We start from the raw sequence: 12422 nt of genomic DNA, 5'->3' as shown, positions 1-12422 counted from the left end.
CAGAACACCATGAGCTATACCGCACATGTCGACACCTTCGCCCGCGACAACCTGCCGCCAGCCGATCAGTGGCCCGAGCTGATCTTCGACGGCCCCGGGCTGCAGTTCCCCGCGCGCCTGAATTGCGCCACCGAGCTGCTGGACCGCTGGGTCGAGCGGGAAGGGCAGGGCGAGCGTCTGTGCATGCAGGCGCCGGGCCTGCGCTGGAGCTATGCCGATCTGCAGGCCCAGGCCAACCGCATCGCCCATGTGCTAGTGCAGGACCTGGGGGTGCAACCCGGCAACCGCGTGCTCTTGCGCGGCGCCAACACGCCGATGCTGGCGGCCTGCTGGTTCGCCATCATGAAGGTCGGTGCCATTGCGGTGGCGACCATGCCGCTGCTGCGCGCCAAGGAACTGGCCCAGGTGATAGACAAGGCCCAGGTCAGCCATGCGCTGTGCGATGCGCGCCTGGCCGAGGAGCTGAACCTGGCACAGGCGCAATGCGCGGACCTCAAGTCGGTGGCGCACTATATGAGCGACGCCGCCGACGGCATCGAGGCGCGCGCCGCCGCCAAGCCGGCCAGCTTCCTGAACGTGGACACCGCGGCAGACGACTGCTGCATCATCGCCTTCACCTCGGGCACGACCGGCCAGCCCAAGGGCACCATGCACTTCCATCGCGACGTGATGGCGATCTGTGCCTGCTGGCCGCCGCATGTGCTCAAGCCCGTGGCCGCGGACATCTTCATCGGCAGCCCGCCGCTGGCCTTCACCTTCGGCCTGGGCGGCCTGGTGCTGTTCCCGATGAGCGTGGGCGCTTCCACGGTGCTGCTGGAAAAGGCCGCGCCCGATGCGCTGCTGGCCGCCGTCGCGCAGTACCGCGCGACCGTGTGCTTCACCGCGCCCACCGCCTATCGCGCCATGGCGGCCCAGGTGAAACAGCATGATCTCTCCAGCCTGCGCAAATGCGTCAGCGCCGGCGAGGCCCTGCCGGCCGCCACGCGCAAGCTCTGGAAGGACAGCACCGGCATTGAGATGATCGACGGCATCGGTGCCACCGAGCTGCTGCACATCTTCATCTCGCACACGGAAGAGCAGGCCCGCCCCGGCGCCACCGGCAAGCCCGTGCCGGGCTACCAGGCCTGCGTGATGAGCGACGAGGGTCAGATCTTGCCGGCCGGCCAGGTGGGCAAGCTGGCGGTCAAGGGCCCCACTGGCTGCCGCTACCTGGCCGACGAGCGCCAGCGCGGCTATGTGATGAAGGGCTGGAACCTCACCGGCGACGCCTATCTGATCGACGCGGACGGCTATTTCGTCTACCAGGCGCGCACCGACGACATGATCATCTCCGGCGGCTATAACATCGCCGGCCCCGAGGTGGAGGCGGCCCTGCTGGCGCACCCGGCGGTGGCCGAATGCGGCGTGATCGGCGTGGCCGACGAGGAGCGCGGCCAGATCGTCAAGGCCTTCGTGGTGCTGCGCCCCGGCCATGCGGAGGATGGGGCCATGGTCAAGACCCTGCAGGACTTCGTCAAGGCGACGGTGGCGCCCTACAAATACCCCCGTGCGATAGAGTTCCGCGCCAGCCTGCCGCGCACCGAAACGGGCAAGCTGCAGCGCTTCAAGTTGAAGCAATCCATGTGACCCTCAGGAGACAAAGACAATGAAGACGAGGACGATGCTCTGCGCCGCACTGGCGCTGCTTGCGGCTCAGCAGACGACTTATGCCGCCGACAAGGTCAAGGTGGGCATGCTCAGCACGCTCTCGGGCCCCGGCGCCGGTCTGGGCGTGGACATCCGCGACGGCTTCAACCTGGCGCTCAAGCACCAGGGTGGCAAGCTGGGCGGTCTGCCGGCCGAGGTGATCACCGCCGACGACCAGCAGAACCCCGATGTGGCCAAGCAGACCACCGACCGCCTGATCAAGCGCGACAAGGTCGACTTCATGACCGGCATCGTGTTCTCCAACATCATGCTGGCGGTGGGCCAGGGCGTGTTCGACAGCAAGACGCCCTATATCAGCGCCAATGCCGGCCCCTCGCAGTACGCCGGCGAGCAGTGCAACCCCTTCTTCTTCAACGTGGCCTGGCAGAACGACAACCTGCACGAGGCGGTGGGCAAGACGGTGCTGGACAAGGGCTTCAAGAAGGTGGTGGTGCTGGCGCCCAACTATCCCGCGGGCAAGGACGCCATCACCGGCTTCAAGCGCTTCTACAAGGGGCCGAATGCGGTGGTGGCGGAGGAGATCTACACCAAGCTGGGCCAGCTGGACTATGCGGCCGAGCTGGCGCAGGCGCGCGCTGCCAAGCCCGACGCGATGTACATCTTCCTGCCGGGCGGCATGGGCATCAACTTCATCAAGCAGTTCGTCGGCGCCGGCCTGTCCAGGGACATCACCCTGTTCGGCCCCGGCTTCTCGGCCGACGAGGACGTGATCAAGGCGGTGGGCGAGCCCATGCTGGGCATGTTCAACAGCTCGCATTGGGCGCACGACATGGACAACGCCGCCAACAAGAAGTTCGTGGCCGATTTCCAGAAGGACTATGGCCGCCTGCCTTCGCTGTACGCCAGCCAGGGCTATGACGCGGCGCTGCTGATCAATGCCGCGGTGCGCGATGTGAAGGGCAAGATCGAGGACAAGGACGCGGTGCTGAAGGCGCTCAAGGCGGCCAAGTTCGAGTCGGTGCGCGGCCCCTTCAAGTTCAACAACAACCAGTACCCGATCCAGGACTACTACCTGCGCGTGATCGGCAAGGACGCGCAGGGTCGCGTCACCAACAAGACCCTGGGCAAGATCTTCGCGAACCACGCCGATGCCTATGCCTCTGCGTGCAAGATGAAGTGAGCTGAAGAGCAAGCGCGCAGATGGACTGGATCCTCGTTGCCGAGCAGGCCCTCAACGGCCTGCAGTTCGGGCTGATGCTGTTCCTGCTGGCGGCCGGGCTGACGCTCGTGTTCGGCATCATGGACATGATCAACCTGGCCCATGGCTCGCTGTACATGGTGGGGGCCTATCTGGCCGCCGCCACGGCGCTGGCGACGGGGTCGTTTGTGCTGGCCGTGGCGGCCGCGGTGATCGGCACCGCGCTGCTGGGCATGCTGCTGGAGCTGGCACTGCTGCGCCGCCTCTACCAGCGCGACCACCTCAGCCAGGTGCTGGCCACCTTTGCGCTGATCCTGATCAGCAACGAGGGCGTGCGCATGATCTGGGGCGAGCAGCCGCTGATGCTCAACACGCCGGCCGCGCTCTCGGGGCCGGTGGAGCTGCTGCCCGGCCTGATGTATCCGGCCTACCGCCTGCTCATCATCGGCGTGGGCCTGGCGGTGGCGCTGCTGCTGTTTCTGCTGGTGACGCGCACCCGCATCGGCATGTGGGTGCGCGCCGGCGCCTCGAATCGCGCCATGGCCACCGCCATGGGCGTCAATATCAAGCGCCTCTTCACCCTGGTGTTCGGTTTCGGTGCGGCCCTGTGCGCGCTGGCCGGCGCGCTGCTGGGGCCGCTGCTGGCGGTGCAGGTGGGCATGGGCGAGAGCATCCTGATCCTGGCCTTCGTGGTGATCGTGATCGGTGGCATCGGCTCGATCCGCGGCGCCCTGGTGGGCGCCTTGCTGGTGGGCCTGGTGGACACGCTCAGCCGCACCCTGCTGCCGGCCGTGATGCGGCAGCTGGCCTCGCCCGAGGTGGCCTCCAATCTGGGCCCGGCGCTGGCGTCCATCCTGATCTATGTGCTGATGGCGGCGGTGCTGTTCTGGAAACCGCAGGGCCTGTTCCCGGCCAGGGGTTGATGCATGAGTTCCTTGAGCAGTTCCGTTTCCTTGCATCACAAGGGCCTCGGCCGCTGGGGCTCGCTGGCCCTGCTGCTGGCGCTGGGCGGCCTGCCCTTCGCGCTCAAGGCGGCGGGTTATGAGTTCTACACCGGCGTGGCCACGCGCGTGCTGATCTTTGCCATCGCAGCCACCAGCCTGAATCTGATCCTGGGCTTTGGCGGCATGGTCAGCTTTGGCCACGCCGCCTTCGTGGGCCTGGGCGCCTACACGGTGGGCATCTTGATGGATGCGGGCGTGAGCAGCGCCTGGATCGCCTGGCCGGCGGCGATGCTGGCGAGCGCCGCCGCCGCGGCGCTGATCGGCGCCATCAGCCTGCGCACGCGCGGCGTCTACTTCATCATGATCACGCTGGCCTTTGCCCAGATGTTCTATTACCTGATGGTCTCGCTGAAGGCCTATGGCGGCGACGACGGCCTGCCGCTGCCACAGCGCTCGGCCCTGCTAGGCCTGGACCTGAAGGACGACCAGAGCTTTTACTTCACCGTGCTGCTGCTGGCCGCCCTGGTGATGGCGGGCGTGCAGCGCCTGCTGAATTCGCCCTTTGGCTGGCTGCTGCAGGGCATCAAGGAAAACGAGACGCGCATGGCGGCGGTGGGCACGCGCGTGTTCGCGCTGCAATGGCAGGCCTTCGTGCTGGCGGGCGCCATCGCCGGGCTGGCGGGCGCGCTGCTGGCCAATCTGAACGGGCTGGTGACGCCGCACCTGATGCATTGGTCGCAATCGGGCCAGCTGATGATCATGGTCATCATCGGCGGCGCGGGGGCGCTGTGGGGCGGCGCGCTCGGCGCGGCGGCGCTGCTGCTGCTGGAGGAGCTGCTGTCCGGCTACACGCTGCACTGGCAGATGGCGCTGGGCCTGCTGCTGCTGGTGGTGGTGCTGTTTGCGCCGCAAGGCCTCAGCGGCTTGGTGCGCAGAAGCAAGGCGGTGCGCCATGGCTGAGTTGCTGGAAGTCCAGGGCTTGGTGAAGCGCTTCGGCGCGCTGGCCGCCACCGACCACGCCAGCTTCGAGGTGCGCCGCGGCGAGGTGCATGCGCTGATTGGCCCCAACGGCGCCGGCAAGACCACGCTGATTCACCAGATCTCCGGTGCGCTGCGCCCGGATGCCGGCCGGGTGATGTTTGCAGGGCAAGACCTGACCCTGGCCAGCGTCGACACCCATGTGCGCGCCGGCCTCGTGCGCTCTTACCAGATCACCAGCATCTTCAGGCGCTTCAGCGTGCTGGACAACCTGGTGCTGGCGGTGCTGGCACGCCAGGGCGGCCAGCGCAGCGCCTGGCGGGTGGCGCGCAAGGACCATGTGGCGCATGCGCGCGCCGAGGCCCTGGCCCAGCGCGTGGGCCTCACCGCCCAGCTGGACCGTGCCGCCGGCAGCCTCGGCCATGGCGAGCAGCGCCAGCTGGAGCTGGGCCTGGCGCTGGCGGCCGAGCCGCGCCTGCTGCTGCTGGACGAGCCCATGGCCGGCATGGGGCCGGATGAATCTGAGCGCATGGTGGCCTTGCTGCAGCTGCTGCGCGAGAAGCACACGCTGCTGCTGGTGGAGCACGACATGGCGGCGGTGTTCAAGCTCGCCGACCGCATCTCCACCCTGGTGTTCGGCCGCGTCATCGCCACCGGCAGCCCGGACGAGATCCGCGAGCATCCCGAGGTGCGCAAGGCCTACCTCGGTGACGAGATGGAGAACGTATGAGCGCCGTGCTGGAGATCCAAGGCCTTGAGGCCGCCTACGGCAGCAGCCAGGTGCTGTTCGGCATCGATCTGCGCATCCGCCATGGCGAGGTGGTGACGCTGCTGGGCCGCAACGGCATGGGCAAGAGCAGCCTGCTGAAATGCCTGACCGGCTGGCTCGCGCCCAGGGGCGGGCGCATCCGCTTTGCCGGCACGGACGTGACCGGCTGGAGCGCCGATCGCATTGCGCGCCTGGGGCTGGCCATCGTGCCCGAGGGCCGGCAGATCTTCCCCAATCTGAGCGTGCGCGAGAACCTCGAGGCCTTTGCCGGCAACCGCTGCGCGGCCCGCGAGCCCTGGGATCTGGAGCGCGTCTATGCGCTGTTCCCGCGCCTGCAGGAGCGCAGCGCCCATATGGGCAACCAGCTCTCCGGCGGCGAGCAGCAGATGCTCGCGATCGGCCGCGCCCTCATCACCAACCCGCAGCTGCTGGTGCTGGACGAGGCCACCGAGGGCCTGGCGCCGCTGATACGCGAGGAGATCTGGCGCTGCCTGCGCACCCTGCGCGAGGCCGGCCAGACGATTCTGGTGGTGGACAAGTATGTGAAGCGCCTGATCGCGCTGGCCGACCAGCACCACATCGTCGAGCGCGGCCAGCTGGTGTGGAGCGGCGACTCCGCGGCCCTCGATGCCGATCACACGCTCTGGCAGCGCTACCTGGGAGTCTGACGATGAGCATCTGCTACCAACGACAGGAACTGGTGCGCTTCGGCCATTGCGACCCGGCCGGCATCGTCTTCTACCCGCGCTATTTCGAGATGCTCAACGCCTGCGTGGAAGACTGGTTCACGCTGGGCCTGGGCGTCGACTATGCCGAGCTGCTGGGGCCGCGCCGGGTGGGCATGCCGACCGTGCAGCTGAACACCGAGTTCAAGCGCGTCAGCCGCATGGGCGAGCTGCTGACCCAGACCATCACCATCGTGAAACTCGGCCGCAGCTCGCTGACGCTGGACGTGCGCTTCAGTGGCAGCGATGGCGATGATGATGACGAGCGCGTGGCCTTTCAACAGGTGCTGGTGTGCACCTCGCTGGCGACCCACCGCCCCATCCCCTTTCCCGATGACCTGCGCGCCGCCCTCGAGCGTGCGCAAGGAGTGACCCCATGAGCAGCAGTAACAGCAGCAACGACAAGACCATCCTGCAACCCGCGGGCTGGGCCGCCCCCAAGGGCTATGCCAACGGCGTGGCCGCCACCGGCCGCCAGGTCTTCGTGGCCGGGCAGATTGGCTGGAATGCGCAATGCCAGTTCGAGAGCGATGACTTCATCGCGCAGGTGCGCCAGACCCTCGTCAACATCAAGGCCGTGCTGGCCGAGGCCGGCGCCGGGCCCGAGCACATCTGCCGCATGACCTGGTATGTCATCGACAAGCGCGAGTACCTGGCGCGCGGCCGCGAGGTGGGCCAGGCCTACCGCGAGGTGCTGGGCCGCGAGTATGGCGTGGCGATGAGCGCGGTGCAGGTGGCGGCGCTGATGGAGGACCGCGCGAAGGTGGAGATCGAGGTGACGGCGGTGGTGGTCTGAGCCGCCGCTTAACCTTGGCAGGCCAAGCGAATTCAAGGGGGAACGAGTACGCCGCGAACGCCAGTCCGCTCGATAGCGCGCTGCACCAGGCCTCGGCTCTTTGCCTCGTCTACGAAGACACGCAGGTAGGCCAGGCCGGCCGAATCGCGGCCCTTGGGGATCGTCAGTGCCTGTTCCTCTGTACCGGGCCGTCCGTCCAGCACCTGGGATCCGGGGACGCGCGGAGCGATGTCGTACAGATTCGTCTTCTGGGCGCCTATGACGTCGGCCTCACCCTTCCTGAGCAATTCGATCAATGCCGATAGGTCTCGACCGCGAACGATCGAAGCGTGCGTAAGTGCTTTGGTGAGTGCAAGGTCGGAGGAACTGCTTGCGACGAGCGCCAGACGTACACCGGGGCGGTCGACCTCATTGAGCGATGCGATGCGTGTTCCAGCCGGCACAAGGTAGCCGTATTCAACGACGAGGTGTGGTTGCGCAAAGTCAAACAGCGACTGGCGCTCTTGCATCACCCCAAGGGAGCCGACGTCCCATTCACCTGCTTGTCCTGCCGCCAGGTACGCCTTCGGGTTCGGATAGACGATGGGCTCGTACACCACGGCCAGACGCGCCGCGAGTTCGCGCCCCAAGTCATGCGATATGCCCCTCAACTCACCGGAGTAGGGGTCCCGGATGGCGTGGACGGGAACGCTGATGAGTCCTACGCGGAGCGCCCCCGTTGGAGCGAGCGCGCGGCGAGCCGCTTCATGCGGATCCTCTGATGTAGTCGCGCATGCAGCGACGAAAAGCGAGAAAAGAGCGCTAGCGACAGTTCGGTGGAACGACATGGCTCACCTTTCGCGTCGCACCAAGCCGCAACTTCCGATCGACGGCACCGGCAGGGGCGGCGATGAGATCCTAGCCCCGAGCACGGCCGTCGCAAAGCAAGACTGGGCGAAGGGGCCCGCGAGCGAGGCCTGCCCCTGTCTCAGCCCCCGCGCCGCGCCGCCAAAAACGCTTCCCGCAACGCCGGCGCCGAGTCCTGCCGCCAGGCCGCAAACACGCGGCTGCGTTCCATGGTCTCGGCCAGGGGCTTGAACACCGCGCCCTGGATGCCGGCCTCGCGGAACGCCGCCGGCACGATGGACACGCCCAGGCCGCGCGCCACCAGGGACACCACCGAGAGCCAATGCCGGCCCTCGTGCTGCAGGCGCGGGTAGAAGCCCTGCTGACGGCACATCTCGACGATGCGCGCGTGATAGTCCGGCGAGCCGCGGCGCGAGAACAGGATGAAGGGCTGGTCGCTGAGGCTGGCCAGCGCCACGCGGCGCTTGGCCGCGGCGGCATGCGTCTCGGGCAGGCAGGCCAGGAAGGGCTCGTCATAGAGCGGCTCGGAGGCCAGCGCCGGGGGCAGGCGGTCGGTGTGCAGCAGGGCCAGATCCAGCTCCTCCTGCAGCAAGGCCTGGATCTGGTCCTGCGAGTTCAGCTCGATCACCACCACCTCCACGCGCGGGTGCGAGGCCTGGAAGGCCTGCAGCCAGTCCGGCAGGCCGTGGAAGAGCGTGGAGCCGACGAAGCCCAGGCGCAGCCGGCCCACCTCGCCGGCCTGCACCTCGCGGGCCTGGGCGCAGGCATCCTCGAAGCGCCCCAGCAGGGCCTGGGCGCTGGTGCGGAAGCTTTCGCCTGCGGGTGTCAGGCGCACGCCCTTGCTGTCGCGGTCCAGCAGGCGCGCACCCACCGCCGCTTCCAGCTGCTGCAGCGCCACCGACAGCGGTGGCTGCGACATCGCCAGGCGCTGCGCCGCACGCCCGAAATGCAGCTCCTCGGCGAGCGCCAGGAAGTAGCGCAGATGGCGCAGTTCCACGCGGGACAGGGCGGCGGCTGCGGCGGAGGTGGCCATATTCGTTGCCTATCGTTGAATGGCTAGAGAGTATTGGACACGAATCGTCGCACAGGGAATACTTGCCGACCAGACGGGCACGGGGAAATACCCCGGTGCATGGCAGATACGACAGGAGATCAACATCATGGCCACCAAGGCAAGCTTCCAATGGGACGACCCGCTGCTGCTGAACGAGCAGCTCAGCGACGATGAGCGCATGGTGCGCGACGCCGCCGCCGCCTATTGCCAGGAGCGCCTGGCACCGCGCGTGCTGGAGGCCTTCCGCCACGAGCGCACCGATCTGGAGATCTTCCGCGAGATGGGTGCGATCGGCCTGCTGGGCCCCACCATCGCGCCCGAGTACGGCGGCCCCGGCCTCAACTACGTGGCTTACGGCCTGATCGCCCGCGAGGTCGAGCGCGTGGACTCGGGCTACCGCTCGATGATGAGCGTGCAGAGCTCGCTGGTGATGGTGCCCATCAATGAATTCGGCAACGAGGCCACCAAGCAGAAGTACCTGCCCAAGCTGGCCAGCGGCGAGTGGATCGGCTGTTTCGGCCTGACCGAACCCAACCACGGTTCCGACCCCGGCTCCATGATCACGCGCGCCAAGAAGGTGGCGGGCGGCTACAGCCTCACCGGCAGCAAGATGTGGATCACCAACAGCCCGGTGGCCGATGTCTTCGTGGTCTGGGCCAAGGACGACGAAGGCGCGATCCGTGGCTTCGTGCTGGAGAAGGGCTTCAAGGGCCTGAGCGCGCCGGCCATCCATGGCAAGGTGGGCCTGCGTGCCTCCATCACCGGCGAGATCGTCATGGACGAGGTGTTCTGCCCTGAGGAGAACGCCTTCCCCGAGGTGCGCGGCCTGAAGGGCCCGTTCACCTGCCTGAACAGCGCCCGCTACGGCATCGCATGGGGCGCCTTGGGCGCGGCCGAGGATTGCTGGCACAAGGCGCGCCAGTACGTGCTGGACCGCAAGCAGTTCGGCAAACCCCTGGCCGCGAACCAGCTGGTGCAGAAGAAGCTGGCCGATATGCAGACCGAGATCACCCTGGGCCTGCAAGGCTGCCTGCGCCTGGGCCGCATGAAGGACGAGGGCACGGCGGCGGTGGAGATCACCTCCATCATGAAGCGCAACAGCTGCGGCAAGAGCCTGGAGATCGCCCGCACCGCGCGCGACATGCTGGGCGGCAACGGCATCAGCGACGAATTCGGCATCGCCCGTCATTTGGTGAACCTGGAAGTGGTGAACACCTACGAGGGCACGCACGACATCCATGCGCTGATCCTGGGCCGTGCGATGACGGGCATCGCCGCCTTCTGAGCCCGGCCGTGCAGCACCGCCCTGGCATCGCCTTCATCGGTGCCGGCCGCCTGGCGCAAAGCCTGGCACCGGCGCTTGCGGCGGCGGGCTGGCCGGTGTTGGCGGTGGGCAGCCGGCGCAGCGAGAGCGCGCTCGCGCTGGCCGCGCGCCTGCCCGATTGCCAGGCCCTGCCGATGGCGCAGGCGGTGGCCACGGCCGAGCTGGTCTTCATCACCACGCCCGACGACGCGATTGCCGGCACGGTGGCCGCCTTACCCTGGCGGCGCGGCCAGATGGCGCTGCATTGCAGCGGCGCCACCGCGCTGGACGCACTCGACGCGGCGCGTGCCGCCGGCGCGCTGGTGGGTGGCTTTCACCCGCTGCAGATTTTTTCCGACCCTGAGACCGCGCGCGCGCTGCTGGCCGGCACCAGCGTGGCCATCGAGGCCGAGGCAGGCTTGCAGGCGCTGCTGCATCGGCTCGCCCATGACATGGGCATGAAACCCTTTGCGCTCCCGCCGGGTAGCCGCGCGGCCTACCACGCGGCAGCAAATCTGGCGGCCAGCTTTCTGCTCTCGATGTTGGACGAGGCCTGCCAGGTCTGGGCCGCGGCCGGCCTGCCGGCCGAGCAGGCGCTGGAGGCCTTGCTGCCGCTCTCGCGCGGCACCTTGGCGGCGGCCCAGCAGCGCGGCCTGGCGGGGGCGCTTTCGGGCCCGATCTCGCGTGGTGACGCCGCCGTGGTGGCCGGCCATCTGCAGGCGCTGCAGGCCATGGGCCCGGCGCATGCGGCCTTCTACCGCGAACTGTCGCGGCGCCAGCTGCTGCTGGCGGCGCAGGCCGGGCGCCTGAGCGCCGCGCAGCAGGCCGCGCTGGCCCGCCTGATCGACGATTGATCCAGGATTCCTCCGCGTTCGTCGCGGCTTGACGGTTCATGTCCAAATGCATAGCATGATATATATCTAGCTATGCGAAATGAACCATGGTGCAGGACATCGTCAAGGAACTCGGCCATCTGAGCCTGGGCACGCGCTTCAAGCGCATCGGTGATCAGCTGCAGGCGCAGGCGCAGGCGCTGCTGGCGGCTGCGGGCATGGACATGCCGGCCTCCCACTTTCCCCTGCTGGCCGCGCTGGACCGGCTGGGCCCCTTGGGGGTCGGCGAGCTGGGCCAGGCGGTGGGCGTCAGCCAGCCGGTGGTCAGCCGCTCGCTGCGTGGGCTCGAAGCCGAGGGGCTGGTGCAGTCCGCCAGCGTCGAGGGCGATCTGCGCATGCGTCGCGTGCGGCTCAGCCGCAAGGGGCAGCAGCTGGTGCAGCGCGCCCAGGCCGAGGTCTGGCCGGCCATCGAGGCGGCGGTGGCGCAGGCCTGCGCGAGCCTGCAGGGCAGCCTGCTGGAGCAACTGGCGGGCCTGGAGGCCGCGCTCGGCGAGGCGCCGCTGCAGCAGCGCGCCGGCATCCGCTTATCCAAGCCCGCACGGGCGCAGCGCCGCGGGAGGGCGCCAGCATGATGATGAACACCAAGGATCTCGATCGGCCCGTCTGGGCCACGCTCAGGCAGGCGCCGCATTGGGCCGAAGGCGGCGATCTGGCGCTGCGCTTCCAGCGCGACGTCAACCTGTTCGCCTCGGCGCGCGATGACAGCGCAGCCAGCCTGGCGGCGCTGCGCGAGCTGGTGGGGGCGGGCGACACCGTCTATGTGCTGCAGGTGCCCGCCATCCGCGTGCCGGACGGCCTGGTGGCCCTGCGCGAGGCCAGCGGCGTGCAGATGCTGGCCGGCCGCGCCGTCGCGCCGCCGGATGGCGCCGTTGACGATACGGCCATCGTCGAACTCGGCGATGCCGATGCCGCCGAGATGCTGGCGCTGGCGCGCCTGACCGAGCCCGGGCCGTTTCTGGCGCGCACCCATCGCATGGGTCGCTTCCTGGGCGTGCGCATCGGCGGCCGCCTCGCGGCCATGGCCGGCGAGCGCATGCGCTTTCCCGGCGCCACCGAGCTGAGCGGGGTCTGCACCCATCCGGACTTCCGCGGCCGCGGCCTGGCGCGGCGCCTGTCGGCGGCCGTGACGGTGGCCATCCAGCAGCGCGGCGAACAGGCCTTTCTGCACGCCTGGGCGAGCAACCGGGCCGCGATCGCCCTCTACGAAGGCCTGGGCTTCGTGCAGCGCACCGAGGTCAAGGTGGCGGTGCTGCAGCGGGCCGACTGAGG

Annotated in this window: 14 protein-coding genes; 12 read left to right on the top strand and 2 right to left on the bottom strand. The window is 68.5% G+C overall.

The features are described from left to right. The first annotated feature begins 9 nt into the window (after nucleotides 1–9). From AC3WQY_RS07530 to AC3WQY_RS07495, 8 genes are read left to right on the top strand one after another with little or no spacing between them, the layout of a single operon-like run. Nucleotides 10–1626, top strand: a complete 1617-nt coding sequence (locus AC3WQY_RS07530) for an AMP-binding protein (protein ID WP_492707126.1) — start codon at nucleotides 10–12, stop codon at nucleotides 1624–1626. A 19-nt stretch (nucleotides 1627–1645) separates the two neighbouring features. Then, nucleotides 1646–2827, top strand: a complete 1182-nt coding sequence (locus AC3WQY_RS07525; RefSeq protein ID WP_425334615.1) for an ABC transporter substrate-binding protein — start codon at nucleotides 1646–1648, stop codon at nucleotides 2825–2827. Nucleotides 2828–2847: 20 nt separating this feature from the next. Beyond that, entirely contained in the window at nucleotides 2848–3768 is a 921-nt protein-coding gene (locus AC3WQY_RS07520) for a branched-chain amino acid ABC transporter permease (RefSeq protein WP_285231575.1), read from the top strand. Between the two features lie 12 nt (nucleotides 3769–3780). Beyond that, nucleotides 3781–4749, top strand: coding sequence for a branched-chain amino acid ABC transporter permease (locus tag AC3WQY_RS07515; RefSeq protein WP_492707123.1), 969 nt, complete (start codon nucleotides 3781–3783; stop codon nucleotides 4747–4749). Then, nucleotides 4742–5497, top strand: a complete 756-nt coding sequence (locus tag AC3WQY_RS07510) for an ABC transporter ATP-binding protein (protein ID WP_492707121.1) — start codon at nucleotides 4742–4744, stop codon at nucleotides 5495–5497. The genes AC3WQY_RS07515 and AC3WQY_RS07510 overlap by 8 nt, the downstream gene beginning before the upstream one ends. Continuing rightward, on the top strand, nucleotides 5494–6204 hold the full coding sequence (locus AC3WQY_RS07505; RefSeq protein WP_425334617.1) for an ABC transporter ATP-binding protein: 711 nt from the start codon (nucleotides 5494–5496) through the stop codon (nucleotides 6202–6204). Before AC3WQY_RS07510 ends, AC3WQY_RS07505 begins: the two co-directional genes overlap by 4 nt. A gap of 2 nt (nucleotides 6205–6206) precedes the next feature. Further along, nucleotides 6207–6641, top strand: coding sequence for an acyl-CoA thioesterase (locus AC3WQY_RS07500; RefSeq protein ID WP_492707119.1), 435 nt, complete (start codon nucleotides 6207–6209; stop codon nucleotides 6639–6641). Further along, a complete protein-coding gene (locus tag AC3WQY_RS07495) occupies nucleotides 6638–7057 on the top strand; it encodes a RidA family protein (protein WP_492707117.1) in 420 nt (139 codons plus the stop codon). The genes AC3WQY_RS07500 and AC3WQY_RS07495 overlap by 4 nt, the downstream gene beginning before the upstream one ends. Before the next feature lie 32 nt (nucleotides 7058–7089). On the opposite strand, the gene AC3WQY_RS07490 is transcribed toward AC3WQY_RS07495, so the two are convergent. Both AC3WQY_RS07490 and AC3WQY_RS07485 read right to left on the bottom strand, forming a co-directional pair. Continuing rightward, on the bottom strand, nucleotides 7090–7884 hold the full coding sequence (locus AC3WQY_RS07490) for a transporter substrate-binding domain-containing protein (RefSeq protein WP_492707115.1): 795 nt from the start codon (nucleotides 7882–7884) through the stop codon (nucleotides 7090–7092). A gap of 140 nt (nucleotides 7885–8024) precedes the next feature. Then, on the bottom strand, nucleotides 8025–8936 hold the full coding sequence (locus tag AC3WQY_RS07485; protein WP_492707113.1) for a LysR family transcriptional regulator: 912 nt from the start codon (nucleotides 8934–8936) through the stop codon (nucleotides 8025–8027). Nucleotides 8937–9063: 127 nt separating this feature from the next. Between AC3WQY_RS07485 and AC3WQY_RS07480 the strand changes: the two genes are divergently transcribed. The 4 genes from AC3WQY_RS07480 to AC3WQY_RS07465 all read left to right on the top strand — a co-directional run bounded on the left by AC3WQY_RS07480 (nucleotide 9064) and on the right by AC3WQY_RS07465 (nucleotide 12420). Continuing rightward, nucleotides 9064–10242, top strand: a complete 1179-nt coding sequence (locus AC3WQY_RS07480; RefSeq protein WP_492707111.1) for an acyl-CoA dehydrogenase — start codon at nucleotides 9064–9066, stop codon at nucleotides 10240–10242. 8 nt (nucleotides 10243–10250) lie between these two features. Beyond that, nucleotides 10251–11114: a Rossmann-like and DUF2520 domain-containing protein gene (locus tag AC3WQY_RS07475; RefSeq protein ID WP_492707109.1), complete on the top strand. Its 864-nt coding sequence runs from the start codon at nucleotides 10251–10253 to the stop codon at nucleotides 11112–11114. 86 nt (nucleotides 11115–11200) lie between these two features. Continuing rightward, nucleotides 11201–11725, top strand: coding sequence for a MarR family winged helix-turn-helix transcriptional regulator (locus tag AC3WQY_RS07470; RefSeq protein ID WP_492707108.1), 525 nt, complete (start codon nucleotides 11201–11203; stop codon nucleotides 11723–11725). Beyond that, nucleotides 11722–12420 carry a GNAT family N-acetyltransferase gene (locus tag AC3WQY_RS07465; protein ID WP_492707106.1) on the top strand — a complete coding sequence of 233 codons (699 nt, stop codon included), beginning with the start codon at nucleotides 11722–11724 and terminating at the stop codon, nucleotides 12418–12420. Before AC3WQY_RS07470 ends, AC3WQY_RS07465 begins: the two co-directional genes overlap by 4 nt. The last annotated feature ends 2 nt before the right edge of the window (nucleotides 12421–12422 follow it).

This window comes from Roseateles sp. FW301-B2, assembly GCF_058788955.1.
The sequence above is the reverse complement of the archived record's forward strand: the minus strand, read 5'-3'. Positions and strand labels throughout refer to the sequence as shown.

Coding starts and splice junctions, on each gene's coding strand:
- AC3WQY_RS07530 (WP_492707126.1), top strand. CDS start 10: ATGAGCTATACCGCACATGTCGACACCTTCGCCCGCGACAACCTGCCG.
- AC3WQY_RS07525 (WP_425334615.1), top strand. CDS start 1,646: ATGAAGACGAGGACGATGCTCTGCGCCGCACTGGCGCTGCTTGCGGCT.
- AC3WQY_RS07520 (WP_285231575.1), top strand. CDS start 2,848: ATGGACTGGATCCTCGTTGCCGAGCAGGCCCTCAACGGCCTGCAGTTC.
- AC3WQY_RS07510 (WP_492707121.1), top strand. CDS start 4,742: ATGGCTGAGTTGCTGGAAGTCCAGGGCTTGGTGAAGCGCTTCGGCGCG.
- AC3WQY_RS07505 (WP_425334617.1), top strand. CDS start 5,494: ATGAGCGCCGTGCTGGAGATCCAAGGCCTTGAGGCCGCCTACGGCAGC.
- AC3WQY_RS07500 (WP_492707119.1), top strand. CDS start 6,207: ATGAGCATCTGCTACCAACGACAGGAACTGGTGCGCTTCGGCCATTGC.
- AC3WQY_RS07495 (WP_492707117.1), top strand. CDS start 6,638: ATGAGCAGCAGTAACAGCAGCAACGACAAGACCATCCTGCAACCCGCG.
- AC3WQY_RS07490 (WP_492707115.1), bottom strand. CDS start 7,884: ATGTCGTTCCACCGAACTGTCGCTAGCGCTCTTTTCTCGCTTTTCGTC.
- AC3WQY_RS07485 (WP_492707113.1), bottom strand. CDS start 8,936: ATGGCCACCTCCGCCGCAGCCGCCGCCCTGTCCCGCGTGGAACTGCGC.
- AC3WQY_RS07480 (WP_492707111.1), top strand. CDS start 9,064: ATGGCCACCAAGGCAAGCTTCCAATGGGACGACCCGCTGCTGCTGAAC.
- AC3WQY_RS07470 (WP_492707108.1), top strand. CDS start 11,201: ATGGTGCAGGACATCGTCAAGGAACTCGGCCATCTGAGCCTGGGCACG.
- AC3WQY_RS07465 (WP_492707106.1), top strand. CDS start 11,722: ATGATGATGAACACCAAGGATCTCGATCGGCCCGTCTGGGCCACGCTC.